Origin of the sequence: Streptosporangium lutulentum (assembly GCF_030811455.1) — a bacterium.
GTDB classification, from domain to species: Bacteria; Actinomycetota; Actinomycetes; order Streptosporangiales; family Streptosporangiaceae; genus Streptosporangium; species Streptosporangium lutulentum.
In genome coordinates this window covers 2,815,940-2,839,057 of the sequence record NZ_JAUSQU010000001.1, presented here as the reverse complement: position 1 = coordinate 2,839,057, position 23,118 = coordinate 2,815,940, and the positions used below count along the sequence as shown (strand labels likewise).

Genomic DNA, 23,118 nt, shown 5'->3' with positions numbered 1-23,118 from the left:
ATCGAGAACACGCGCCGGTTCGGTTGATGAGGTCCGAAAACGCGGAGAGTTCGGTCAAGATCTCCGAGCATGACAGTCTAATTAAGATCACGGCTGGGTGCCTGATCGAGTTCGTCGGCGAGCAGGTGCTCGGCGACGGCGGTGTATCTGGTGGCTGTGCTGTGGGAGATTCCGAAGACCAGCGACAGGTGGAGCGGGTCCGCCCCTGCGGTGAGGGCTTCGTGGAGGATGCGGTCTTTGCGTATGCGATCGACGCTGCACCCGACATGGTTCATCCGCGCCTTCACGAATTGTTGGCTGATCGGGCCGATGCCATGGGCGGTCTTGTCACTAATGAGGACGTGTGGGTTGTTGGTGTGCGGCCAGGTGGTGCGACGATGGCGAAGCCAACGGCGTAGCGCTCGATGGCTGAGGTCTCCGAGTCGCTGGCGACGGCCGGCGAGAGTGATTCGCCGGTTGGCCAAATCGAGGTCATCGAGCGTTAGGTGCCGGATGGCTCCAGTGCGGGCGGCATTCTCGGCGGCCAGGGCGATGATGACTCGACCGGCGAGGTCGTCGGCCAACTGCTCGATGGCTTGAATTTCTTCATCGGCCATCGGGATCAGGGAGAAGTCCGCGGAGCGGACCTTCAGGCCGGTCGTCGGGTTGGAGAAGATCAGGCCGCGCTTCTTGGCGAATCCGAACAGCGATCGCATCGCGCTGGTCGTGGTGGCGCGTCGTGAGCCGCTGAGCGGTCCGAGCGCTGCGCCGATGTCGAAGCGGGTGACCTCCCGCAGATGGTCGTAGCGCGCCGCCCAGTCATCGAGGAACGGTCGAACGCAACTGAAGTAGACATGGATGCTGGACGCGGACCGAGGGCGCGACCTGGCGTCGCCATCGAGCAGAACCAGCAGCCACTGCCGGACGGGATTGATGAAGCCGGGGGTGAAATGGCTGGTGGCGTGATCGACCCAGGATCTGATCGCCGAAACGGAGTCGTCGTGGAGCAGGTCAAGGTCGGTGAGCACTTCGACGAGCCGAGGACGCGACACCCAGCGGTGCGGTCGGGATCGGACCTCGCTGAGCGGGACGCGCTCACCTGCGGGAAGGCCCGTCAGCACCATGACCAGCCCATCCAGCACGCATCTGGTGGTCGAGGGGTTCCAGTCGTGGGCTTGGCCGAGTTCCTGAGCGTGACGTGCCGCTGCGCGCAGCACCGGATCAGTTGCGGTCAACGCCGGATGCTGCCAGCGAGGCGGGACCGGCTGGCCGTTCTTGCGCCGGTAGTAGAAGGCCAACGCTGAACAGGAGTGGCTGCAGTAGACCTGATCTCGGCGTCGCTTCTCCGGCAACGGGTTGGTGCAGTGCGGGCAGTTCATCGAGGCGGTAGCGACCGTCCGGCGCCGGTGCGCGGGGTGACTGACCGAGTTTGGCCGACCGCCGCAGTTTCGTCATCGTTGTGGTGCCGCGGCTCGGCCACGCTCTCGGGTTCGGGGATCAGCAGTTCCTCGACACCGCAGCTCAGCACGGTGCAGATGACGTCGAGCTCGTCGAGCTTGACCACGTTGGGGCTTCCCGACCACAGGCCCGACATCTTGCCGGCGCTGATGACCAGGCCCCGTTCGGCGAGCATCCGCTGAAATTCGCTGGCCTTCCAGATCCCGCGGTTCGCGGCAGCCAGACGCAGGTTCCATTTCATCGGGTAAGTCCTTTCCATCGGTCGGCGACGCGGCGCTGCCCGGTGACCCAGGCGTCTTCGACGTGGGTGGCATGGACGTGGATGTACCTGGCCGTGGTACCCGTCCAGGCGTGGCCGAGCAGTTCTTGAACCGCGAACAGGTTCATCCCGGCCAGATACAGCTGGGAGGCGCAAAAGTGCCGCAGCACGTGCGGCGTTAGCCGTCCCGACCAGGTCGGCAGATGCCGGTCGACGGCGTCGATCAAGGCGCGGCGAAACACGTCCGCCGTGGCGCGGGTGCAGGTGCCCTCGGCGTTCTTGCGCTCGGAGGGGAACAACGGGGTGCGAGGGCCGGACAGATCGAGCTCGAACAGCCCAAGGACGTCTTCGATGAACCAGCGCAGGCTGCGATCGGCGCCGTTGATCAGAGGCTACCAGCCGTGGCTTGGGCCCCTTGCGGCGAGATCCTTTCCCGTGGCGGACGTTCAGCTTGCCGAACCGGCCCAGCTCCCAGCGCACGTCGTCCAGGTCCAGCATCCGGGCCTCGTTGATCCGTAACCCGACATCGGCGACCAACCGGGCCACGGCGTAGTTGCGGGCCGCCGGGGCGAACTTGCGGCAGCTCAGCAGCTCTTCGCGCCACCCCGCGAACAGCTGCTCGATCTCCTCGGCGGTCGGCGGGATGCGCAGCTGCGGATCCACTGATAACCGCGGACGGTTGACCTCATCGAGCGGACACTCGACGACCCGGCCGGTGAGGTTATGCAGCTCAACCTTGTGCCTGAGCTCCAGAAACCGGAAGAACACCGTCAGAGCCGCCGCCCGCCCGGTGCGGGTGGAGGGCTTGGCATCCCGCAGCACCTTGCCGAAGTAGACATCGGCGTTTTCGGGCTGCATCTCCCACAGTGGTCGGCCGAACCAGTCTCGGATCAGCTCCAGGTGATTGGCATCGTTGCGGATGGTGCTGTCGGTCAGCCCGGCTGACGCGCGAGCCAGCACGAACCCTGCCAGGACGTCGATCTCGAAGGCGGCAAGATCTTCTTTGCTGTTAGGGGCTCGGTGCTCGCGTAGATCTCGTACGACTCCCAGCGCCAACCCACACCTCCCGACTTCACCCGCGCCGCCGTCTCATCACTCCTGCGACAAAAGCTTCACGGAGAGTGAAGTTACTTCGGCGTGTGGTGATCGATCCAGCAAACGGAAGAAGACGCAGTTCGCAGGCAGAGAACGTGCAAGCAGAGAAGGGTCCAGCGCCCTCAACTCAAGAACTGTTGCTTACCCATATCGGCCGCTCCGGTGAGGACCCGCTGGTCGCGATGTGCGGCGAACGGTCCGCGAGCAAGCCGACGTGCGGGTATGAGCGGGATACACCGGAAACCCGCCGTAGGGGCGTGACCTTGGGCAGCTGGCGGGTGACCGCCCGTCTGCCCCTGGATGAGACCTTCGCGACGAAAGAGCCTCGTGACGTGGACGCCCCCTGTACGGCTGCCGGCCGCCGCACCTCCGAAACCACGGGCAGCCGCGCTGCGGGAGGATGCCGGTGAGCATCCGCGCAATCGTCGCCGACGACCAAGCCCCGACCCAGGAGGGCCTGAGCCTGCTTCTGTTGTCCGAGCCAGGTCTGGAGGCCGCGGCGACGGCATCCGACGGGTTCGAAGTGGTCGAGATGGCCAGGCGGCACCGGCTCGACGTGGTGCTGACCGCCACGGGACGGCCGGACATCCCCCGAAATCACTTCAGATATCACGATGACAGTGCCGACGGCTCGGCTAGATCACCGACGCCGAACGCCCCACCGGCCCGGTGCCGATGGTCCCGCGCTGCTGCTCGATCGCCGCGGCGGCCGGCGGGGGATCGAGGACTTCACCGTCGAGGGTGGGCGAGGGCGTTTTCGCGTTCCAGAGAGCATCAAAGCGAGAGATGCTCACAAGTTGCATATTGATCACTAAAAGCAATGGATCAGATTCGCAGGGCTACGGTCGAGGCCCCAACCCCGTGAAGGGTCCCCATGAAACGAAGCGCCAACGTGTCCCTGCTCGCCCTCGCTCTCGCCGCGCCCCTGATCATGGCCGCACCGGTAGAGGCCGCCGCCGTGCCGAAGGGCACGAAGAAGGCCACTGTCGTCAAGATTGTGGACGGTGACACGATCGACGTCCGCTTCACACGAGCCGGTCCCGTCATCCGCGTCCAGCTCCTGGAAGTGGACACCCCCGAGCGCGGAAAGTGCTGGTTCAACACCGCAACAAAGCGCACCGCGGCGCTCTTGCCTGTCGGCAAGGCGACATATCTGCTCGCGGACAAGGACCCGAGGGACCGCTATGGCCGATTCCTGTACTACGCGTGGAACGCCGGCAGCGTGTTCGTCAATCGCAACCTCGTCCGGTACGGGTACGGCAAGGCGGTGCTGTACAAGACGAACGACAAGTACATCAAGGTGCTGCGCGCCGAGCAGGTCAAGGCCCAGCGGGAGCGGCTGCGCATCTGGTCCGGCAAGTGCGACGTCACCAGCACCTCGACTCCGCGGCCCGTCGCGTCGCCGGCCCCGAGTCCTGATCCGCCGTCGGGCGAAAACGATCCACGCTTCCCCACATGTGGAGCGGCGAATGACGCCGGCTACGGGCCCTACCGGCGTGGAGTCGACTCCGAATACGACTGGTACGAGGACCGAGACCGTGACGGAATCGTCTGCGAACGCTGATCTCGGCGGATAAGGAGCCCTCGTCGTCCTTCCCTCCGTTCTGGTGGTCGTCGCAACACCCCGCATCAGGGGGTGCGATGGACTTCGAGGCCTGGGGCCAAGGCAGTGAGATGGGACGCCACATCACTGCGGTACAGCGGTGAACAGCTCGTAGCTGTGCCCGTTGGGATCGCGCACGTACACGCCGCGGCCGCCGCCGAGGTGGTTGATGTCGCGGTCCCAGCCGTTCACGGGACCGGAGCCGTAGTCGATCGTCGGTTTTCTTCTGAGCCGCTCCATGACCGCGTTGAAGGTGTCGTCGTCGACCAGGAACGCGTAGTGGCCGGGCTGGGGCCGGTGGCGATCGTCGAAGTCGAGGGTGAGGTCGTCGTTGACGCTGACCGGCGCGAACGGCCCGGAGGGCGAGCCGACTTGCAGGCCCAGGAGGTCGGCGAAGAACGCGGCCGCCACGTTCCGGTCGGCGGCGGGGACGATCAGGTGGTTCATGACGATGGCCATGGAGGTCCCTTCTCCGGTGAAGGTGTATGCGGTTCGCACACAATCATATGTGCGTATCACATGCAAATTGCCGTAGGGTGCGAGCATGAAAGAGGGGGACGACGGAGGGCCCGCGCTGTTTCGCCTGGTGCGCTTCTGGTCACGCAGGTGGGCCGGACGGGCATCGGAGGAGCTGACCGGCGAGCTGCGTCACGTGCAGCACATCCTGGTCGTCGAGGCCGTGGCCACGAATGCGTGCCCGGCCCGCGCGGCACCCGTCGCCGAGGCACACGAGGCGGTCACCGTGGGCACCGTGGCGCACCGGCTCGGACTCGATCATTCGGGCGCCAGCCGCATGGTGAGAGACGCGGTCGAAGCGGGCTATCTCGTCCGCGCCACCTCCGAACGCGACCGGCGCCGCGCCTCCCTGCGGCTCACGGAGAGCGGGCAGGAATTGCTGGTGAGGGCCAGGAAGTGGCAACGCCGATCCTTCGAGGAGCTGACCGCCTCCTGGGCCGAGCATGACCGCCGGCGGTTCGCGAGCTATCTCCAGCGTCTGGCCGACGACGTCGGCGCGTAGGTGCCACGACCACGGCACGAAGCCGACTCACTGGAATACGCCTTCGAGACCGCGGGGGCCTCTTCGTCGCTTGAGCCGGTGGGTGACCATGAGGTCCGGTCCCTCACCTCGCGGGTGATCTCGAGCCGTCCCGCGAGGTGAGGGGAGGTCAGGGGACGGGGATCAGGTCGGGGCCGACGATGTGCCCCTGGTGCGTGTCGGGCTCGTTCTGGTCGTGCCGGAAGTGCCCGGCGTACCAGACGACGACGTTGGTGCCGCTGACGCTCTCGCCGTTGACGAACCGGTTCAGCATGGCCTGGTTGTTGTCGCCGACGTTGCCGTCATAGAGCTCGGACGGACGGTGGCGCAGGAACCACAGGTCGGCGACGCCGTACGGGTCGGTGGTGTTGTCGTGCTCGCCGGGACGGATCCGGTATCCGCGCCCGCTGGTCTTGTCGGTGACCTGCCAGAACCGGGCGGGCGCACGCCGTTTGCGGGCGACCTCCTGCACGATCGGCACCGCTTCGGAAGCGGCCGAGCCGGTGTCGTTGAACTGCTCGATCACGTCGTTGGCGGAGCCTTCCACATCGAAGTCGAAGCGCCAGTAGACGTGGTGGCGGTGGCGCATGCAGGTGCGCGGGTTGCGCACCCCGGCGAAGCCGAAGCGCGGCTTGATCGTGCCGCCGTCGGTCAGACGCCACTCCGAGGCGTACCGGTACCAGCCGGCGGCCACCTCGCTGACGATCCTCAGCTCCCCATCCGCGTGGTGGAAGGCCACGCCCTGGAAGTTGCCCGCGTCGTTGTCGGGGCGCTCCAGGATGGTGCGGGGCGGCTGGGCGCAGATCCGCCAGCCCCAGCCCACCGGGTCGCTGCCGGTCGCCGAGAAACGGGTCTCCTCGTACTGCCAGTCGCGGTAGGTGACGCCGTCCTCCTCGTACTGGACGTTGAGGATCGGCACGTGTGCCTGGCGCAGCACGAGCCGGCCCCGGTAACGCACCTCCCGCAGCTCCACCCCCGAGCCGTCGCCGGGGTCCTGGGGCGCCGAGGCACGGGGCCGCACCACGATCATGTTCCACAGCTCGGTGTCGCCGTCGACGACGCGCAGCCGTACATGGTCGGGGCCGCCCCGGTCGCGCAGGCTCTCCACCGGGGTGGGCAGGTGCGATTCGCAGTCGTCGGGATGCGCCACGACGCTGACCCCGGCCGGGGACCAGTCGACGCTGCCGGCGGCGACGTCCACGGCGACGATCCGGTGCCGGCTCTCGCCCGAGGGGGAGTAGAGGCCGAGAGTGGGGCGGCGGGTGGTGGTGCCGTCGGGGTTCTCCCGGTCGGCCAGGGGCGGCATCGGCTGGTAGATCAGCACATCGTCCCCGGCGGGGAACCGCTCGTCGGCCCGCAGGATCGCCGCGGCGGCCCGGAGCTCCTCCGGCCGCGGGTTGGGGCGGTAGGCGCTGGGCAGCACCTGCGCCTCCTCGGGCCGGTCCAGGGTGCCGCGGAGCTCGACCCCCCGGTTGGAGAGCGGGTCGAACACGTTGGCCCGGAACCGGGCCCCCTCGTCCGGGTCGTGCCCGAGTGCCGTCGCGGCGCCGAGGAGCAGCGTCGCGGCGTCGGTGCTCCGCAGATGAGCCAGCACGGCCGGATGCGCCCCCGCCACCTGCCGTACCCGTTCCGCCGAGAGCCCCGCCCGGGCCACTGCCTCGATGATCACTCGTGCGGTCATGATGATCTCCCCGTCACAGCGTCCGATGGCCGATGTCCCCCGACATATTCCGCGCATCACTGTCATATCGCCCCGGTGTGACGCTGGGAAGCCCTCTGATATGCGGGCGGGTACGGGCCGGGCCGCTCAGCCGGTGCGCGGCGGGATGTTGAAGTTGACGCGGAACGTGTTGCCCGGGTCGTGGATCGCCTTCAGCGTGGTCAGCCGGGCGAAATCGTCCGGCCGGTAGGCGGTGCGCACGACGGCGGGGTCGGTGTCCTCGACGCCCAGGAAGTTCAGGTTCCTGCCGCCGGTGCTCCACGGGCCGATCTCCTCAAGCAGCCGATCGCGCTGCTCTCGGCTCCGCGGGGCCGGGTCCGTCCCGGTGTACAGCGAGAACGCCGCGTCCCTGCCGCCGACGCAGTTGGGCGCCTTCGGCGGGCGGCCGTAGGCGCCGCCGAAGTGCCGCAGCTCGGTGATGAACGGGGGCCGGGCGTCCGGCCCGGCGCGGGAGACGAGCGTGTCGACGGCGGCCGGCTCCAGCTCGCGAAGCAGCACGTTGCGGTCGCAGGCCTCGTACGGCGCGCCGGTGGGCTCGTGGTGGATGGTGCCGACCTCGGCGTAGGGCATGTCGCGCACGGTGTCCAGCAGCCGCGGGCCGAGGGCGCGCAGCGGCTCGATCAGTTCCTCGCCGCCGTTCTCGCCGCTGAAGGCGACCCGGACATGGGTGACGAACGCGCCCCGGAGCGGCTCCGGTACGGCCGGCAGATCGGGGTTTCGGCTCAGGAGCACCGAGGAGGCCATCTCCTCCGGCACCGAGCGCGTCCATTCGGTGTAGGCGTGCAGCACCTCGGAGGTGGCCTCCCCGGGGAAGTACAGCCCTCCGCCGTACAGCCGCGGCACCGGAAACAGCGTGATCTCCATTCCCACGACGATGCCGAAGTTGTCCTTGCCGCCGCGGACCGCCCAGAACAGGTCGGGGTCGTGGTCGGCCGACACCTCGCGCAGACGGCCGTCGGCGGTGACGAGCCGCACCCGCCGTACGTGGTCGGCGGCGAACCCGAACCGGCGGCCGAGCAACCCCGCGCCTCCGCCCATCGTGTAGCCGACGGCGCCCACGTTCGGGCTCGATCCGTTGAGCGGCGCCAGCCCGTGCGGGGTGGTGCGCTCCAGCACCTGCCGCCACCTGGCCCCGGCCTCGACCCACGCGGTCCTGCCGGCCGGATCGACGGTGACGCCGTCCATCCGCCGGGTGTTGACCAGTACCGCGCCGTCGGCCGCCCGCGAGGGCCCGTGGCCACTGGCGAGCACTCCGGCGGCCAGCCTCCGTTTCGCGGCCAGCCGCACGGCGGCGGCGACGTCCTCCTCGCAGGCGGCGGCGACGACGTACGCGGGCCGCGACTCGACCGCCCGGTTGAGCCCCAGCCGCTCGTCGTCGTATCCCTGCTCGTCCGGTTCGAAAATCTGGGTTGCGGTTGTGTGCATGCGGGTCAACGTAGCCAGATGAGGTGCCGCCGGTATTGCAGGAATCGGACGCGCCGCCCGGCGTCCCCTGCCTCCTGCGGGCATGCGAGCGCCCCGCGCCTGCGGGAGGGGCACGTCTTTCTCCGCGGGTCTCTCCACGGGCCGGATCCGCAGGGGCTCACGATGATCTGCATCGGTGCGTGAAAGCCGCTCGCCCGGATCCCCGGCCGCACCCCCCTGGTGGGCGATCGCGCGGGGGTTCCGGCTTTGGGGAGCAGGTCGACTGGGGCACAATACCCCCCATGACCACTCCTCCGGCAGAACGCGCTCCCGGTACCGTGCTGGAGGCCGTCCTCGAACGCATTGTCCGCAAATGAGTAACGTGTGATCGTGCATGTCCCCCCAGGTCAACAACCCCTGATCCCCGCCATCGGCTACATCCGCGTCTCGATGATGCTGGAAGAGAAGATCTCTCCCGACATCCAGCGAGCTTCAATCAAGGAGCTGGCTCGCCGCCGTGGCTTCCGCATCATCGAGTGGGTCGAAGATCTCGATGTCTCCGGCAGGACGTTCCAGCGGAAGATCATGACGGTCATCGCTGACGTCGAGGCGGCCAGGGCCAAGGCGATCCTCGTCTGGAAGTACTCCCGGTTCGGACGCAATCGGACCGGCAATCAGCTCAACCTCGCCCGCGTTGAGAAGGCCGGCGGTGAGCTGGTCTCCGCGACTGAAGAGATCGACGCCCGTACAGCGGTCGGCAAGCTCACCCGCGGCGTGCTGTTCGAGCTGGCCGCGTTCGAGTCCGACCGTGCCGGTGAGCAGTGGGGCGAGGCGTTCCAGAACCGTCTTGCCCGTGGGCTTCCCCCGCTCGGTGCCGCCCAGTTCGGGTACATCCGGCGCGGCCGAGCCCGTCACCCGCTCTACCACGACAGGACCTTGGCCGCTCCCGAGGACGGCCCGGAACGCTACGAGCCCGACCATGCAAGCGGTATCGCTGGCATTCTCGCGGACTGCTACGACCGGTGGATCGCCGACCGGAGCTTCTCCGTCCTGGCCGACTGGGTTAACGCTCGCGGCGCCCGGACGACAAGCGGCGGGAAGTTCAGGCCGAGTGAGCTGGCGCGGGTCATGGATCGGGGTTTCGCGGCTGGCCTGATCTGCGTCCACCATCGCGACTGCCGGTGCGCCAAGCCGTCGAGCTGCCGCAACAAGGAGTACCACCCCGGCGCGCACAAGGAGGTGATCAGCATGGAGACGTGGGAGACCTACAAGAGGTACCGAAAGATCACCTCGGCACTGCCGCCGCGCGCCAGGAGAGCCGTCTATCCAATGTCCAAAATGTGTAAGTGCGGCTACTGCACCAACACCATGTACCCGCTCAAGGTCAACCACAGTGGCCGCATGGGGTGGGTCTGCGGGTCGATCTACCGCAAGCGTTACGACGTTCCCAGATGCGGAACCCGGTTTGTGACGATGGATGCCGTCGAGGAAGCGGTTCAGCAGGTGCTCGTCGAGTGGGTGCCAGAAATCGAGGCCGCGGCGGCTCTCGCAGCGGCTGGCCTGCAGGTGGTCACAGAAGCTGAGGAGTCCCGGCCGGAAGCGCTTCGCCGTGAGCTGGAGCGCATTGACAAGGCGCTCGAACGGCAGACCGAACTGCTGATCAACGACGTGATCCCGCAATCGTCCTACGAGCCGGTGAGGGACAAGCTGCTCCGCGAACGCGAAGAGGTCCTGGACGCGCTCGCCGAGTTCGACGACCTACGAGACCCGATCGACCCGATGGATTGCGTGCCGGTGATCGAAGGACTCATCCAGGAGTGGGACAGCCTGCCTGCTGATCGGCTGCGGAACATCCTGGCCGAAGTGATCGACCACGTGGACGTGTACCGGGAAGATCCCACTACGGCGTGGATCGTCGTTCACTCGGTGTGGGGGGAGTCCAGGCGTCACAACCTGAGCGCTCGTTTCAGCAAATGGAAACACCGCGCAACTGTGGAATAATCCGGCAAATCCCGAAGGGAGAACTATCGGCTGAATGAGAAACGGCCCGCAGTGCGGGCCGCTCCTGAAGTAACCACTTCACGCGATTGCATCCTGCTCTGGCTTTGGTCGGCGACGAGCGGGACGCTTCGCGGTGCCCCCATGGGGACCTTGCATTCGGAGTACAAGATAACACGCCTGTCGTCGGTTTGCGAAAAAACCGAAATAGAGGCGCGTCGCTGCACGTCAGCGCGCACCTCCATCACGTCCACAGTCCAACCCGTCCTCATGGACGGGCAGAAACTTGCACCCACCCGCGCCGCGTGGCTCGACGCGGTGGACTACCTCGCGCGTGCCCACTGCAATCGCCAGCGGCACCGCAACCTCATGCACCTGGCGTGGCAGCTCGCCACCCGCACCGACGCCACCATGATGACCGCGCCCAAGCGCGGCGCCACCTGGATCGTGCTCGGCGAAGAGGTCGGCGTTTCCCGCCGCACCATCGCCTACCTGGTCAAGTGGCTGCGTGAGCACGGGCTCCTCGTCGTCGTCATGCCCGGCTCGACGCCTCGCACCAGGCGCGGCAACCTGTGGGGCCGGTTCGACGACGGCCAGGGCAACCTCGCCACCGAGTACGCTCTGACCGCCCCGGCCGAACTGCTGGGTGATGACGAGCTCCAGCCCCTCAAGGTCGACGCGGTCGACGACGCTGACGAAGTGCCCTGGCCCGTCGAGACCGTCACCGAGCGCCCGACGTTTTCCCACGTCAGCGAGGGTGTGGAGAATCTTTGCACTCCCGTAGTTAGTGGTTTATCTCTTGCAAGAACTCTCCCTAACGCGGGCGCGCGCGACAACTCCGTGACCACGGAACCGGCCGTGTCCTGGCCACGTCTCGAATCGCCTGGAACCAGGAAAGATCAACTCGCGGCGTGTGAGCGGCTCCGTACGGACAACGGCATCACGCTCGGCATTCTGTCGGTGAAGGACCTGCGGTCGATGCTGCGTCTCGCTTTCGCTGCGGGTTGGACTGTGGCCGACGTGGAGCACGCGCTGAACTGGCGGCCGGACGGCCAGCACTGGGGCGACATCGACCCGGGGCGGCTGGCGGGGACGGTCGAGCGGAAGCGGGGCATGCGGTCACGGATCCGTCACCGCATGGGCCTGTGGATCGCTGCGGATGGCACGCCGCTGGTGCGGTCGGCGTCGCAGCAGGCCGCTGACGAGGAAGCCGCGATGTGGCAGGAGGAGGAACGGCGCTTGGACCTGGCGTTGAACGGCGAACCCGAGCCCGAGCCAGCCGCCCAGGTGGTCGTCTTGAAGGCGCGGCGCACACCGACTGAGGAGTACCTGACCGCGCGGGCAACGATGGAAGCACGACTGAAGGAAGGCGCATGAACACGAACCCGCAGGTGCCGGAGCATCTGCTGAACCTGGCTCAGCGGTTCTTCGCCGCTGGGTGGAGCCACGCCGATGTGGTGGAGGCGCTGAACAACCCGCCGGACGGTGTCGCCCGGGTGCTGGGGGATCCGGCGCGGTGGGAGGTCGCCAAGGCCCGACTGTCGCTGTGGATGGACAAGTCGCTGCAGCCGGTCCTGTCGCCGTCGCAGCGTCGTGCCCGTGCGAACTCGGCGAAGACACGAGCGCAAGCGCTCGCACGAGCGAAGCGGGCCGAGCACGGGCAGGCCCGGCCGGTCGACCTGGCGGCCACGGTCGCGCATGCTCGTCAGCTCCTCGCGGAGGCCTCGCCGGCCGCCGCGCGGGCGATGGCCACCCGGGCGAAGAAGTCGGGGACGCGCAGAGATCCGGAGCGGTGGAACCGAGCGGATGAAGCCGCGGCGGCCGCGGTGGATGCGGGGGCGCTGGCTGAACCGTGGGCGCTGGAGGAGCCGGATGAGGATCCCGTGGAGGTGGCACGGCGGGCGGCGTACGCCGTGGCGTTGCGGCGGGCGCGGTGGGAGCGAGCTGGACGGGGGAGCGAAAATGCCGCCGGTTAACGGAATTTGCGCGTCCGTTCGGTTTTTGCAGATCAGGCGCGAGGGAGCACCGGGGCCCGTCGCGATGTTCGCTTTCTCCGCTGAGGCTTGCGCTCTTGCTAGCCCGTACGCGTGGCCAGAATCGCGCGTGAGCGCTCTTGGGCGTAGCTCGCGTGTCGTCGTTCGCGTCGCGTTCTCAAGCGCTCTGAGACGCTCTGAGACGTTCGCGGATTCGCGTCTCAGCACGCCAAAGGGTCGTTTTGTAAATCTGACGAACATGTGAGAGGATCGAGACGTTCCAAAGCACTCCTGAGCTGCGGAAACGTCCCAAAAACGCTAGCGGTTCCGCTAGCAGAAAGGCGCGAAATGACCACCGCCACCGCGACCCAGGCCCGGCCCACCACCGGCGCCCTCGGCGAGCAGCTCCTCACCCTGATGCGCGCCCTCGACAGCGCCGAAGACCAGACGCTCGCCCGCTGGGACGGTGCCTACGGCGACGCACAGGAGGCCCTGATCAAGCTCCTCGGCACCCAGCGCTGGCCCCGGGGGATGGCCATGGAAGCGATCAACTACGCGATGACCCAGGGCGTCACCCTCCGCGAGGCGATGTACGCCAACCAGACCGGCTGACCAACCCCGACCGGAGGAACCCCGATGCACAACCGGACCCGCGCAAAGCTCGTCGCCACCCCCGACCAGGCCGTGAACAACTACCTGCGCATCGCCGCTACCTCCGCCGCGCTGGTCCCGCAGCGCAACCTGGAAGACGCCGAAACCTCCCTGACCCGGGCGCAGGAACGCGACCGCGAGCACCGGGGGTTCAACGGCACCGCCGAGCACCGCCAGCGCTGCGAACGCTCCTACGACAAGGCCAAGCGGGCGGCCGACCTCGCCTGGCGGATCGAAAACGCCGCCTGCGACGCCGCACGCGGCAGCGACCCGGCCAAGTTCGAGCTCGCCGCCAACGAGGTCGCATCCATGTGGCGCGACTACTACGCCCGGAACGCGGCACCCACTGCCGACCGGTAACCCAGCTCCACCCGACCAACCCCCCCTTCCTGTCGCTAGCAACATTGCTAGCGACAGTCCCCCAGAAAGGCACCGCCGTGGCACCTACCCCCACCCTGGAGCAGCAGTCGATCATCGACGCCGCCCGCGACGGAAACACCATCACTGTCCAGGCTGGGGCAGGCTGCGGAAAGTCCAGCACCCTCGTGGCCACTGCCAAGGAGATGCCGAAAGAGCGCATCCTGTGCGTCGTCTACAACGCCAGCGTCCGCCGCGAGCTGATGGAGAAAATGCCATCGAACGTGGACGTCCACACGAACCACTCCTACGCGCGGCGCATCGTCGCCAACCACTGGCGCCACCACCTCGACCGGATGGGCGGCTCAACCGTCAACGGCGTCCAGATCCCCCGGCGGCAGACCTCCAAGCAGCAGGCCAACATCCTGGGCCTGTCCGGCTCCGCCTGGATCAACGGCGACGTCAAGCTGTCGGCTGCCCAGCAGGCGAGCCTCGCCATGGCCTCCATCGACGCCTGGTGCAAGACGGCGGACCTGGAGTTGGGCCCCGAGCACATCAAGGCCCCGGCGAACATTAACGACCCGCAGGACATCGCCCGCCTGCAGGAGCTCATTCTCCCGATCACCGAGAAGGCCCGCGCCGACATCCGTTCCAAGGACGGCAAGCTGATCTGGACGCACGACTACTACCTGAAGATCGCCCAGATCGTCGTCGCCAGGGCGAACCTGACCCTCCCGTACCGCCTGATCATGGTGGACGAGTGCCAGGACACCAACGGCGCCGCCGAGAGCCTCTACCTGGGCACCCAGTCCTCAACGCAGCGGATCATCGTCGGCGACTCCGCCCAAGCGATCAACGGGTGGAACGGCAGCATCGACATCCTGAACACGTTTCCCGCCGACAAGGTCCTGACCCTGACCAAGTCGTTCAGGTTCGGCCCGGCCATCGCTGAGGAAGCCAACAAGTGGCTGCAGCTCCTCGACGCGCCGATCCGCCTGCAGGGCCACCCCCCGGTCGGCTCCACCATCGGCCCCGTCGACCGCCCCGACGTGGTCCTCACCCGCACCAACGCCGCCTCCATGGCCGAGGTGTTCGCCATCCTCAAGGCCGGCGGCTCCCCCGCTTTGGTCGGCGGCGGGGAAGAGATCGCGCGCATGGCCGAAGCCGCCGTCCTGCTCCAGGCCGGTCAGCTCACCGACCACCCGGACCTGTGCGCCTTCGCTGACTGGGCCGACGTGCAGGAATACGTGGACACCGACTCACGCGGCAACGACCTGCGGGCGTTCGTGGAACTGGTCGACAACTACGACGCCGAAACGGTGAACCGCGCCGCCAAGCAGGTCAAGAACGCCTCCAAGGCCCGACCGGGCGACACGATCATCTCGACCGCCCACAAGTCCAAGGGCCTGGAGTGGGCCAATGTCCGCGCGGGCGGGGACTTCCGCCAGCCCAACGACAACACCAGGACGCCCGGCCGCCTGCCGGTGGAGAAGGACGAGCTGATGCTCGACTACGTCACGGTCACCCGCGCCATGAAGCGACTCGACCGGGGTTCCCTGGCCTGGATCGACAACTACGTGTGACCCGTTCGCCTGCCGCTAGCAATTCAGATAGCGGCAGGCGTTCACCCCCTCACCCCTACCAATCTGAGGAGAGAGAGGCCCCCGGTGGAATCCCCGAACACGACCCAGACGTTCGGCTCCGTCACTATCACCTGGAAAGGTGACCCCGGCGTCGAGATCGACTCGATCCACTTCGACGACCAGAAGTTCGAGGCGCGGATCGCCGCGCTGGAGGCGTTCGCGAAGTTCGGCCCCGACCACGTAATGGGCATTGACCGCCGCCTCGCCGAGGCGCGTCGCTGCCGGGCTGCGGCCGAGACGCACTACGAGCCCGAGCTGTTCGACGCGGACATGTGGCTCGACCAGGCCGAGCGGGTCGCTGACCTCATCACCGCCGAGGAGTTCCGCGCCCGACACGAGGCGCGGAAGCGACCGCGGACCGTGTGCGGGCGCCGGGCGATCGACGAGCTCCGCGCGACCGGCGTGGCCCGCCGGTACCGACCGGCCGAGCCGGCCGCTGCCTGACCCACCTACCTCACCACTCCTTTTCACGGAAGGCACGAAATGACCACGATCAAGACCAGCCCGGTCGAGCTGCGCGGCGCTGACCTGTTCTGGTACGCAATGGACCGCATCAAGGAGGACGGCGCGCTTCGCACGGCGGAACGTCCCGGGCGCGGCTCCTTCTACACCCGCTGGCACCAGGGCACCTGGCGGTGCCTCGTCGGTGACGACCGGTGCGGCACCGCGCTGTGCCTCGCCGGGTACGTGTGCTACATCACCCGAGGCAAGTGGCTGCTCACCACCGACGGCAACGGCAACCTCTTCCTCAACGGCAAGCCGCACCAGCCCGGCAACACCTACTCGGAGGACCTGCTGCTCGCCGAGCCGGACGACAATGAGAACTGGGTGAGGCCCTGGGGCGACGGCAGCATCCTCGCCATCACCGCAGCGGAGCGAGCGCTTCGGCTGCTCGGCCTCGCCACCTCGGACTCCGATGAAGGCGACCTGTTCCACGGCAGCAACAGCTACGAGGACTTGGAGCTGATCGGGACCGAGCTGTTCGGCCTCCGCCCCGCCGCTGCCTGACCAATGTTCTGGTGCTGGCCCGGCCACCCAACCGGGTCAGCACCCTTACCGCTATCACAACAGATAGCAAGGAAGGCAACCAACCCATGGGAAGCACCTACACGCGTAAGCGTCCCCGCGCCGACTTCACCCCGGAGGAGCGCGAGGCGTACAAGGCGCGCAAGCAGGCTGACAAGCAGATCGCGATCCACGCCAGGGAGGTCGGCGCCGCGCTCCTGTCGCAGAGCGTCGAGCTGATCGACGGCTTCCGGGTGTACGCCTCGCGCGTCATGGGTCACCGCACCCTCGGCAACGCCCTCGGCATGCTCGCGCAGAACCCGCAGGCCACCCGCGTCAACTCGGCGTTCTTCTGGGGCAAGGAGGGCCGGGCGGTCCGGAAGGAGGCCGAGTCGATCCGGGTCCTGGCCAAGCGCAAGGGCAACAAGATCGTCGAGTCCACGAACGAGACCACCGGCGAGACCGAGCAGACCGTCGAAGGCAAATGGTCCGGCTGGACGGCCGAGCGGGTGTTCGACGTCCGCGACACCGTGCCCAACAAGAAGCCCTGCAAGCACTGCGGCACCGAGCCGGGGGAGACCTGCCCCGACTCGTGCGCGATGTACGAGCCCGTGACCGGGCCGGTCCCGACGCGGGAAGAAGTCGAGGAGCTCCTCGACAGCATCCTCCGCGACGCAGGCGGTTTCTGCCTGGAGTTCCTCGACGCCGAGGACAGCGACGAGGACGACGGCGAGTGAACCCGAACACGAAGACCGGCCGCGCGCAACTCGCACGCCGCGCCCGCCGGAACGGCCACTTCGACCACCCGGCCAGGCCCGGCCAGCCGCGGCGCCTGGAAGTGCTCTGCCCGCTGTGCCTACAGATGGCCAGCACCGCATGGGAGAGCGGCAAGACCACCATCGCGCTGCTCGACGCCGCCATGGACAACCACCTGCTTCACGACTGCACGAAGGGACCACAGCAATGAGCACCGACATCCTGCGGAAGCGTTACGTCCTCGCCGGAACCCCCGGATGGGGTGAGCACGACCACGCGATCCGCACGCAGGGCCTGGCCGTCGTCAACGCGCCCCGGCCGCTCATCGGTAACCCCACCTGGTACGGCGAATGGATGCACGGCCGCCACTACGCGGCCGGGAACCTCGACGACCTGGCCCAGCACTGGCGCGCTGACGACGCCGAGCTGCTGGTCGAGATCACGCCGCAGGCCATCGTGCGGAAGATCTACACGCACTGCGTGGGCCGGAACTACGACGTCGCCGCGATCATCGCGGAGTTCCCCGAGCAGTTCGGCACCTGGGCCAATGGCCTGAGCCTGCCGTGGGACGACGCATGGCTGAGCGTGCCGTTCCACCCGGCCCCGAAGAGCCGTGACGCCTTCACCCGCATCCCGGTGTGCGAGCACGGCGTCCAGGCGCAGGCGTGGTTCCTGCAGGTCGTCCGGCCCGGTGACCCGATGCCGGAAGACCTGGAGATCGGCTCCATCGACAAGGACGACCCGGCCTCCCTGCTCAAGGTGAAGACCCGGGCCGCTGCGATCGAGGGCCGCGCCGATCAGTTCCAGCTCGGCTACATGCACCGGGACCTGTGCCGCACCGCGGACAACCCGGCCGTTATCTGACCTGCACCACCGAGGGGGCGGCGGCCACCCACCGCCGCCCCTGCCCGACCAACCCAGAAAGAGGAAAGTTGATCACGATCAAGCACAACCACGAGGACGGCACCCTCGTGTACGGCACCGTCAAGGGCGACGGTGTGTACGACATCATCCGCAAGTGGGAGAACGGCGGCTTCAAGTTCTTCCCGTCCCTCCGGATGATCGGCCTGCGGAACTCCCGTGACCGGATCGCTGACCGGTGGGCCATCAACGCCGCGGCGAAGGCCCTCCGCGAGGCCGAGTTCGAGGTCACGGTCGAGATCGACGACGAGCACCGCGACCGCGCCCAGGTCCTGGAGGACAAGGCCGACCGGCTCGACGACCGACGCGACGCGCTCGAATCGAGGGCCGAGCGGCACGCCGGCAAGGCCGCGGCCGCGCACGAGCGAGCGAACCAGATCGGCGAGCGGTTCGCTGGTGGTCAACCCATCCTGGTCGGCCACCACTCCGAGCGGGGCGCGCGGCGCGACCAGGCGCGCATGCACCAGGCGATGCGGACCAGCATCGCCGAAGACAAAGAGGCACAGAGCGCTGCCGGGCGCGCCAACGCGGTCGGCAACCAGATGCGTCGCTCCGCGACTCCGGCCGTGACCGCGCGCCGCATCAAGACGGCCGAGTCTGAGCTGCGCAAGATCCAGAAGTCGCTGGACGGCTACAAGCGCAGGCACCTCGACCACAAGGGCAAGCCGTACTACACCGAGATCCACGAGCCCGCCAAGGGCGACTACCGGGAGATGCAGCTCTCCCGCAAAGCCCAGCTAGAGAACCAGCTCGAATACGACCGGGCGCAGCTCGCCGCCGCAGTCGAGGCAGGCACGTTCGTCGAGTGGAGCAAGCACAACGTCCACGTCGGCGACCTCGTCACCTACTGGATGCGGGACCGGCGCCGCCGCGTCGTGAAGGTCAACACGGTGACCGTGAGCGTGGAGTCCGGCTACTCCTGGCCCGACAAGGTCAAGTTCACCGACATCCTCGCTGTCGAGTGCCCGCACAGCGAAGACGGCCCGGCCGTCACCGCGACGAACCGGCCCGCGAAGAAGGCGCCGGCCGAGCCGAAATTCGAGGTGCCAACGATCGACGTCGAGAAGCTGAAGGCCGCTGCGCAGACCCTCAGCAACATGACGGTAGGCGCTGACCGGGAGGCGTTCGTGTCCCCGCCCGCCGTGGTGGAACAGATGATGGAGCTCGCCGACATCCAGCGCAGCATGACCGTCCTCGAACCCTCGGCTGGCACCGGCAACATCGCCGCGGCCGTCGTCGACGCGGGCGCGATCGTGGATTGCGTCGAGATCGACAACGGCTTTATGGAAGTCCTGGCGTCTCGTGTCCCTGGCGCGAGCCTGCTGTACCGCCATGACTTCTTGGAGACGGACACGGCGCAGCTCGGCACCTATGACCGGGTGGTGATGAACCCGCCGTTCTCCGAGGGCAGAGACATCGCGCACGTCACCCACGCCCTGCAGTTCGTGAAGCCGGGCGGCCGGCTCGTCGCCGTCATGGGCGCGGGCGTGTCCTTCCACAAGGTGAAGGTCGCCGTTGAGTTCCGGCAGCTCGTTGAGGACCGAGGAGGCGAGATCATCCCGCTTCCGGAAGATGCTTTCAAGACGTCCGGGACGACCGTCCGGACAGTCATCGTCGTCATCCCCTGCTGACCCCATTGGCGCTAGCCGTACTGCTATCAGTACGGCTAGCGCCGCCTCTTCACAAGGAGATCGCATGACCTGGAACAGCGGACCCGCCAGCGACAACTTCTACGCGCCGGTCACCGCAGCCATCGACGAGATCAACGCCCGGCTGGGCTGGCCCGGACATCGCCCCGAGCCGTGCGCGGGCCACATGGTGCACGAGCACCAGCGCATCGACGGCATCGACGTGTCCGGCGGCGGGGTCGTCGACGTCGCTGTCGCCGGGATCACGGTCGGGACCGGGGAGCGCTGGGGCGGCATCGGCAACGCCAGTGTCCGCTGCCTGCTGCCGCACACCTCCCAGCTCGACTCGCCGTATATGACGGGCCTGCACCAGGGCGGCGCGCTCAACGCCTTCCAACACCACCTGCTCGTCACCCACGGCACCCACGTGTACGGCTGCCGCTCCTGGTGGGCGCCCCGCGACCGGTGGTGCCGCATCTGCCAAGCGGCGTGACAACACCCACCCCCTGCCTCTGAAGGAGAACCCGTGCGCATCGACCCGGACCGAATGATGACCATCACCCTGACCCATGAAATCTGGGATCACATCTGCGACCGGCTCGGCGACTACGCCGACCAGGCCGAAGACCAACCCATGCTGGGCGACTGCTTCGACTGCGACAGAGCCAGACCCGGCAAGTGCCCCCAGCACCAGGCCGAAGCCGAGTACGGCGCGGAGGTCCGCGGCTACCGCGACCAGATCGTGGCCCAGCTCGGCGCCCAGAACTCGACGGTGGCCAACCTGGTGAAGTGGGCCGACCTGCGGATGGACATCGGTCTTCGCAAGGTGCTGCCCGACACGCACAGAGATGTACGAAACCCGCTGATGCTGCATGGAGACATCCTCACCATCGGCGAACTCGCCGCCCGCAGCGACGACGACCTCCTCGAAATCAAGGGGTTCGGCAAAGCCAAGCTCGCCCGCCTCAAGTCCTTCCTGCACGGGCTGGCTCAGAGCTGATGCACGCGCCGCTGTACCTGACCCCGCCGTCGACGGAGAACATCCGGGGTGCCATTGCGCCGCCCGCACCTCTCGACGCATGGGACGGCGGCTACGACCTCGCGTCGTGGCTCAAGGTGCCGCAGCAGCGGAAGCCACCGACCCCTGCTCCTGACCAACAAGCCCTGTTCTGAAAGGACACAAACATGGAGAACTACGCCCTGTTCGACCCCGAGCCGACCGCCGAGCCGGCCGAGACCGCGCAAGGTTGGATGAGCGTCACCCGCCGGAAGGTGACGTTCATCGTCGAAGACGATTTCGCGGCCGCCGAGCCCATCGTCCGGGCAGGTCAACGTGACTTCTTCCCCCGCAGTGTCTACTGCCGGTGGGTCTGGAGGCCCATACACGGCTGGGACCTGGACCTGTACGAGCTGAGCGGACCTAACCGGAAAAAGGACGGTTCGGCTGGCCTGATGATCGTCACCGAACGCAGGCACGGACTCCACCCGGAGACGTGGGCCAACCTGCCGGACTGGGTGTTCCTGGCCATGGTCGCGACCCGCCCGGACTGGGAGCCGCCCGCGGCTCACCTGCAGCCCGCTGAGGGCGTGGTCGAGGCCCTCATGGGGGAGGCGGAGGCCGACAGTGAGTAAGCAGAGAGACGAGCGGATGGAGCGGTATCTGCAGCTCCTGCTGGAAGGCGTCGAGAATCCTGTCGCGCTGGCGCAGCGGATCGGCGTGAGCGAGCGGACCATCTTCCGGTACGAGAAACAACTCGGCGTGAGCAGGGGCCGCAGAGTTGTCCGCTACCACGAATACAAGCCGCAAATCCTCGCGCACCTGCAGGCATGGCCGAACAGCAGATTCTCCGCGTGGGACCTCACGAAGGTTCTCCGCCTGGACGGCGTTGGCTTGGTCAAAAACGCGCTCCGGCACCTACACGAGGAAGGGCTGGTTCAGGCCATCATCGAGCCTCGCGACCCCAGCACACCGCAACAGCTCGTCACCAGGTGGCAGATCGCGCAGGCGCAGGTGGAAGCCGCATGAGCGGGGAGCCGCGCGGCGCTGTCGCATGGCACACCCTGTGGCAGACGGTCCGGCATGGCGAGGAGAGCGGGCTGTGGTGCATCTACATCACCCATCCCGGTAACGAGCTCGGCGGGAAGCATCCGACCTCGACCGCGCCTGAGCACCGGCCGACCGTGCTGCATTGGTGGGGCAAAAGCCGGGAGAAGGCGACCAAACGCGGCGCATGCCTGGGCTGCGAGTGGGAGGGCCAGGACCGTCGCACGGAGAAAGACGCGGTCGAGGACGCTCACGACCACGCCTGGCCCGGCTGGCGGAACCTGCCCGGTGTGCTGCCGCCGTCGTCCACCGCCTTGTACGAAAAGAAGGTGTATGAGCGGTGGCTGGCCGAGGTGAAGCGCGCTTACCCGATCGGCTGGCTGGAGGCCGGCGGGCCGATCGTCACTATCCGCCGCGACTCAGCCTTCTCGCGGCACGAGCCGGGCAAGGCCCCCGGCGGCGGCTACGACCTGGCCGCCACCTACTTCCGGGCCAAGAAGATCCGGGACAATCATGCACAACCGACCCTCGATATGGAGTTCCCCTCATGACCGACCTGACGAAGTGGCCGAGGCTGCTCGTCGCCGGTGACCCGGTGACGCGCGAGCAGGCCAACGAGATTCTGATCCGCACCGACGACTGGTTCATGACCGTCAATGACCAGGCGTGGAAGGTGGCGGTGAAGGGCGTGGCCGCCGAGTACGGCTTGCCGATCGAGCCCCAGGGCGGCGGCATCGAGGCGCTACGGGCGAGCTGGGCCGCGACGAGAGAGTGGCGCAAGCGGATGGGCATCCTGCGGCTGCACTACCTGGACAACGCGCGTATCGCGTCGTCGTGGATCGGCGGCCCGAAGGGCTGGTGCGACTGGGACGGGCAGATCGGCTGCTCCACGTACAACGTCGGCAAGTGGCCGACCGTAGAGGAGCTGACATCCGACTGGGAGACCATCGCCGCGGCGTTCCCGTACCTCAAGCTGCACGCCCAGGTCGTCGACAACGAGGGTGATGGCAAGGCGGCGGCCACGTGGGCGGTCAGGGACGGTCGCGCCGCGCTGGTCGAGCCGGTCGACCTCGTGACCCCCATGCAGCATCTCGACGAGCTCGACGTGATCGGTCGCATCCTCGGTCTGGGTGGCGAGCGTGGTGTCACTCTGGAGCGGCTGCGCGAGGCCCTGGACCAGGTCGCGAAGGCGGCGCTGTGAGCGAGTGGACCGACCGGCAAGACCAGCTCCTCGATGAGCTGTACGCGAAGGTGCCCAGCACGGGCTGCAAGGGCCTGTGTCAGGAGCACTGCACGACGATCGCCGGAGGCCGGCGTGAGGCTCAGCGCATGGCCGAGGCGGGGTTTCAGCTCCCGACGTCGGTCGCTGCTCTGGTCCGGAAGCGACGAACCGTGGTGGCTACGTCTGAGCCGTGTGCGGCTCTCGGTGGCGACGGCCGGTGTCAGGCGTACGAGGTGCGTCCGCTGATCTGCCGTCTGTGGGGCGCGGTCGACGGCCTGCCGTGCGAGCACGGATGTATGCCCGAGGGCGGTCGGTTGACCGACACCGAAGCGGCGCAGATGATCAAGCGCATCAAGAACATCTGAA

The 23,118-nt window shown here is 67.7% G+C and carries 27 protein-coding genes; 21 read left to right on the top strand and 6 right to left on the bottom strand.

Going from position 1 to position 23,118, the window contains the following annotated elements; all coding sequences use genetic code 11:
* Positions 1 to 77: 77 nt before the first annotated feature.
* The 3 genes from J2853_RS12565 to J2853_RS12555 form a co-directional block, all read right to left on the bottom strand.
* Positions 78 to 1,277: a tyrosine-type recombinase/integrase gene (locus J2853_RS12565; protein ID WP_307557541.1), complete on the bottom strand. Its 1,200-nt coding sequence runs from the start codon at positions 1,275 to 1,277 to the stop codon at positions 78 to 80.
* A 77-nt stretch (positions 1,278 to 1,354) separates the two neighbouring features.
* The gene (locus tag J2853_RS48135; protein WP_307557539.1) at positions 1,355 to 2,752 is read right to left on the bottom strand and encodes a helix-turn-helix domain-containing protein; all 1,398 of its coding nucleotides are present in this window, start codon (positions 2,750 to 2,752) and stop codon (positions 1,355 to 1,357) included.
* A gap of 674 nt (positions 2,753 to 3,426) precedes the next feature.
* Positions 3,427 to 3,585: a hypothetical protein gene (locus J2853_RS12555; protein WP_307557537.1), complete on the bottom strand. Its 159-nt coding sequence runs from the start codon at positions 3,583 to 3,585 to the stop codon at positions 3,427 to 3,429.
* Positions 3,586 to 3,665: 80 nt separating this feature from the next.
* Between J2853_RS12555 and J2853_RS12550 the strand changes: the two genes are divergently transcribed.
* Positions 3,666 to 4,355 (top strand): thermonuclease family protein, encoded by a 690-nt coding sequence (locus J2853_RS12550; protein ID WP_307557535.1) that lies wholly within the window; start codon positions 3,666 to 3,668, stop codon positions 4,353 to 4,355.
* A 123-nt stretch (positions 4,356 to 4,478) separates the two neighbouring features.
* On the opposite strand, the gene J2853_RS12545 is transcribed toward J2853_RS12550, so the two are convergent.
* The gene (locus J2853_RS12545) at positions 4,479 to 4,853 is read right to left on the bottom strand and encodes a VOC family protein (protein WP_307557533.1); all 375 of its coding nucleotides are present in this window, start codon (positions 4,851 to 4,853) and stop codon (positions 4,479 to 4,481) included.
* Between the two features lie 85 nt (positions 4,854 to 4,938).
* Between J2853_RS12545 and J2853_RS12540 the strand changes: the two genes are divergently transcribed.
* Positions 4,939 to 5,412, top strand: coding sequence for a MarR family winged helix-turn-helix transcriptional regulator (locus J2853_RS12540; protein ID WP_307557532.1), 474 nt, complete (start codon positions 4,939 to 4,941; stop codon positions 5,410 to 5,412).
* Positions 5,413 to 5,560: 148 nt separating this feature from the next.
* Here J2853_RS12540 and J2853_RS12535 read toward each other — a convergent pair whose 3' ends face one another.
* Together J2853_RS12535 and J2853_RS12530 are read right to left on the bottom strand one after the other, a co-directional pair.
* Positions 5,561 to 7,111, bottom strand: coding sequence for a hypothetical protein (locus J2853_RS12535; RefSeq protein ID WP_307557530.1), 1,551 nt, complete (start codon positions 7,109 to 7,111; stop codon positions 5,561 to 5,563).
* A 126-nt stretch (positions 7,112 to 7,237) separates the two neighbouring features.
* Entirely contained in the window at positions 7,238 to 8,575 is a 1,338-nt protein-coding gene (locus J2853_RS12530) for an FAD-binding oxidoreductase (protein WP_307557528.1), read from the bottom strand.
* 369 nt (positions 8,576 to 8,944) lie between these two features.
* On the opposite strand from J2853_RS12530, the gene J2853_RS12525 reads away from it, so the two are divergent.
* The 19 genes from J2853_RS12525 (at position 8,945) to J2853_RS12435 (ending at position 23,117) form a co-directional block, all read left to right on the top strand.
* Positions 8,945 to 10,555 (top strand): recombinase family protein, encoded by a 1,611-nt coding sequence (locus tag J2853_RS12525; RefSeq protein WP_307557527.1) that lies wholly within the window; start codon positions 8,945 to 8,947, stop codon positions 10,553 to 10,555.
* A gap of 267 nt (positions 10,556 to 10,822) precedes the next feature.
* Positions 10,823 to 11,929, top strand: a complete 1,107-nt coding sequence (locus J2853_RS12520; protein ID WP_307557524.1) for a hypothetical protein — start codon at positions 10,823 to 10,825, stop codon at positions 11,927 to 11,929.
* Positions 11,926 to 12,528 (top strand): hypothetical protein, encoded by a 603-nt coding sequence (locus J2853_RS12515; RefSeq protein ID WP_307557523.1) that lies wholly within the window; start codon positions 11,926 to 11,928, stop codon positions 12,526 to 12,528. Before J2853_RS12520 ends, J2853_RS12515 begins: the two co-directional genes overlap by 4 nt.
* 345 nt (positions 12,529 to 12,873) lie before the next feature.
* Positions 12,874 to 13,137 (top strand): hypothetical protein, encoded by a 264-nt coding sequence (locus J2853_RS12510; protein ID WP_307557520.1) that lies wholly within the window; start codon positions 12,874 to 12,876, stop codon positions 13,135 to 13,137.
* 24 nt (positions 13,138 to 13,161) lie between these two features.
* Positions 13,162 to 13,536, top strand: a complete 375-nt coding sequence (locus J2853_RS12505) for a hypothetical protein (protein ID WP_307557519.1) — start codon at positions 13,162 to 13,164, stop codon at positions 13,534 to 13,536.
* Positions 13,537 to 13,613: 77 nt separating this feature from the next.
* Complete coding sequence (locus tag J2853_RS12500) at positions 13,614 to 15,116, top strand: UvrD-helicase domain-containing protein (RefSeq protein WP_307557517.1); 1,503 nt, start codon at positions 13,614 to 13,616, stop codon at positions 15,114 to 15,116.
* An 84-nt stretch (positions 15,117 to 15,200) separates the two neighbouring features.
* Positions 15,201 to 15,620 (top strand): hypothetical protein, encoded by a 420-nt coding sequence (locus tag J2853_RS12495; protein WP_307557515.1) that lies wholly within the window; start codon positions 15,201 to 15,203, stop codon positions 15,618 to 15,620.
* 39 nt (positions 15,621 to 15,659) lie between these two features.
* Positions 15,660 to 16,184 (top strand): hypothetical protein, encoded by a 525-nt coding sequence (locus J2853_RS12490; protein WP_307557513.1) that lies wholly within the window; start codon positions 15,660 to 15,662, stop codon positions 16,182 to 16,184.
* Positions 16,185 to 16,270: 86 nt separating this feature from the next.
* Positions 16,271 to 16,918, top strand: a complete 648-nt coding sequence (locus J2853_RS12485; protein WP_307557511.1) for a hypothetical protein — start codon at positions 16,271 to 16,273, stop codon at positions 16,916 to 16,918.
* Positions 16,915 to 17,148 (top strand): hypothetical protein, encoded by a 234-nt coding sequence (locus J2853_RS12480; RefSeq protein ID WP_307557510.1) that lies wholly within the window; start codon positions 16,915 to 16,917, stop codon positions 17,146 to 17,148. Before J2853_RS12485 ends, J2853_RS12480 begins: the two co-directional genes overlap by 4 nt.
* Positions 17,145 to 17,801 (top strand): hypothetical protein, encoded by a 657-nt coding sequence (locus J2853_RS12475; protein WP_307557508.1) that lies wholly within the window; start codon positions 17,145 to 17,147, stop codon positions 17,799 to 17,801. The genes J2853_RS12480 and J2853_RS12475 overlap by 4 nt, the downstream gene beginning before the upstream one ends.
* Positions 17,802 to 17,869: 68 nt before the next feature.
* Positions 17,870 to 19,489: a DUF3560 domain-containing protein gene (locus J2853_RS12470; protein ID WP_307557506.1), complete on the top strand. Its 1,620-nt coding sequence runs from the start codon at positions 17,870 to 17,872 to the stop codon at positions 19,487 to 19,489.
* Between the two features lie 64 nt (positions 19,490 to 19,553).
* Complete coding sequence (locus J2853_RS12465) at positions 19,554 to 19,979, top strand: hypothetical protein (RefSeq protein ID WP_307557505.1); 426 nt, start codon at positions 19,554 to 19,556, stop codon at positions 19,977 to 19,979.
* Between the two features lie 33 nt (positions 19,980 to 20,012).
* The gene (locus J2853_RS12460; protein WP_307557503.1) at positions 20,013 to 20,486 is read left to right on the top strand and encodes a hypothetical protein; all 474 of its coding nucleotides are present in this window, start codon (positions 20,013 to 20,015) and stop codon (positions 20,484 to 20,486) included.
* 185 nt (positions 20,487 to 20,671) lie between these two features.
* Positions 20,672 to 21,118: a hypothetical protein gene (locus J2853_RS12455; RefSeq protein WP_307557501.1), complete on the top strand. Its 447-nt coding sequence runs from the start codon at positions 20,672 to 20,674 to the stop codon at positions 21,116 to 21,118.
* Positions 21,111 to 21,512: a hypothetical protein gene (locus J2853_RS12450; RefSeq protein WP_307557499.1), complete on the top strand. Its 402-nt coding sequence runs from the start codon at positions 21,111 to 21,113 to the stop codon at positions 21,510 to 21,512. The genes J2853_RS12455 and J2853_RS12450 overlap by 8 nt, the downstream gene beginning before the upstream one ends.
* Entirely contained in the window at positions 21,509 to 22,081 is a 573-nt protein-coding gene (locus J2853_RS12445; protein ID WP_307557497.1) for a DUF6349 family protein, read from the top strand. Before J2853_RS12450 ends, J2853_RS12445 begins: the two co-directional genes overlap by 4 nt.
* The gene (locus J2853_RS12440; protein ID WP_307557496.1) at positions 22,078 to 22,731 is read left to right on the top strand and encodes a hypothetical protein; all 654 of its coding nucleotides are present in this window, start codon (positions 22,078 to 22,080) and stop codon (positions 22,729 to 22,731) included. Before J2853_RS12445 ends, J2853_RS12440 begins: the two co-directional genes overlap by 4 nt.
* Entirely contained in the window at positions 22,728 to 23,117 is a 390-nt protein-coding gene (locus J2853_RS12435) for a YkgJ family cysteine cluster protein (RefSeq protein WP_307557494.1), read from the top strand. The genes J2853_RS12440 and J2853_RS12435 overlap by 4 nt, the downstream gene beginning before the upstream one ends.
* The last annotated feature ends 1 nt before the right edge of the window (position 23,118 follow it).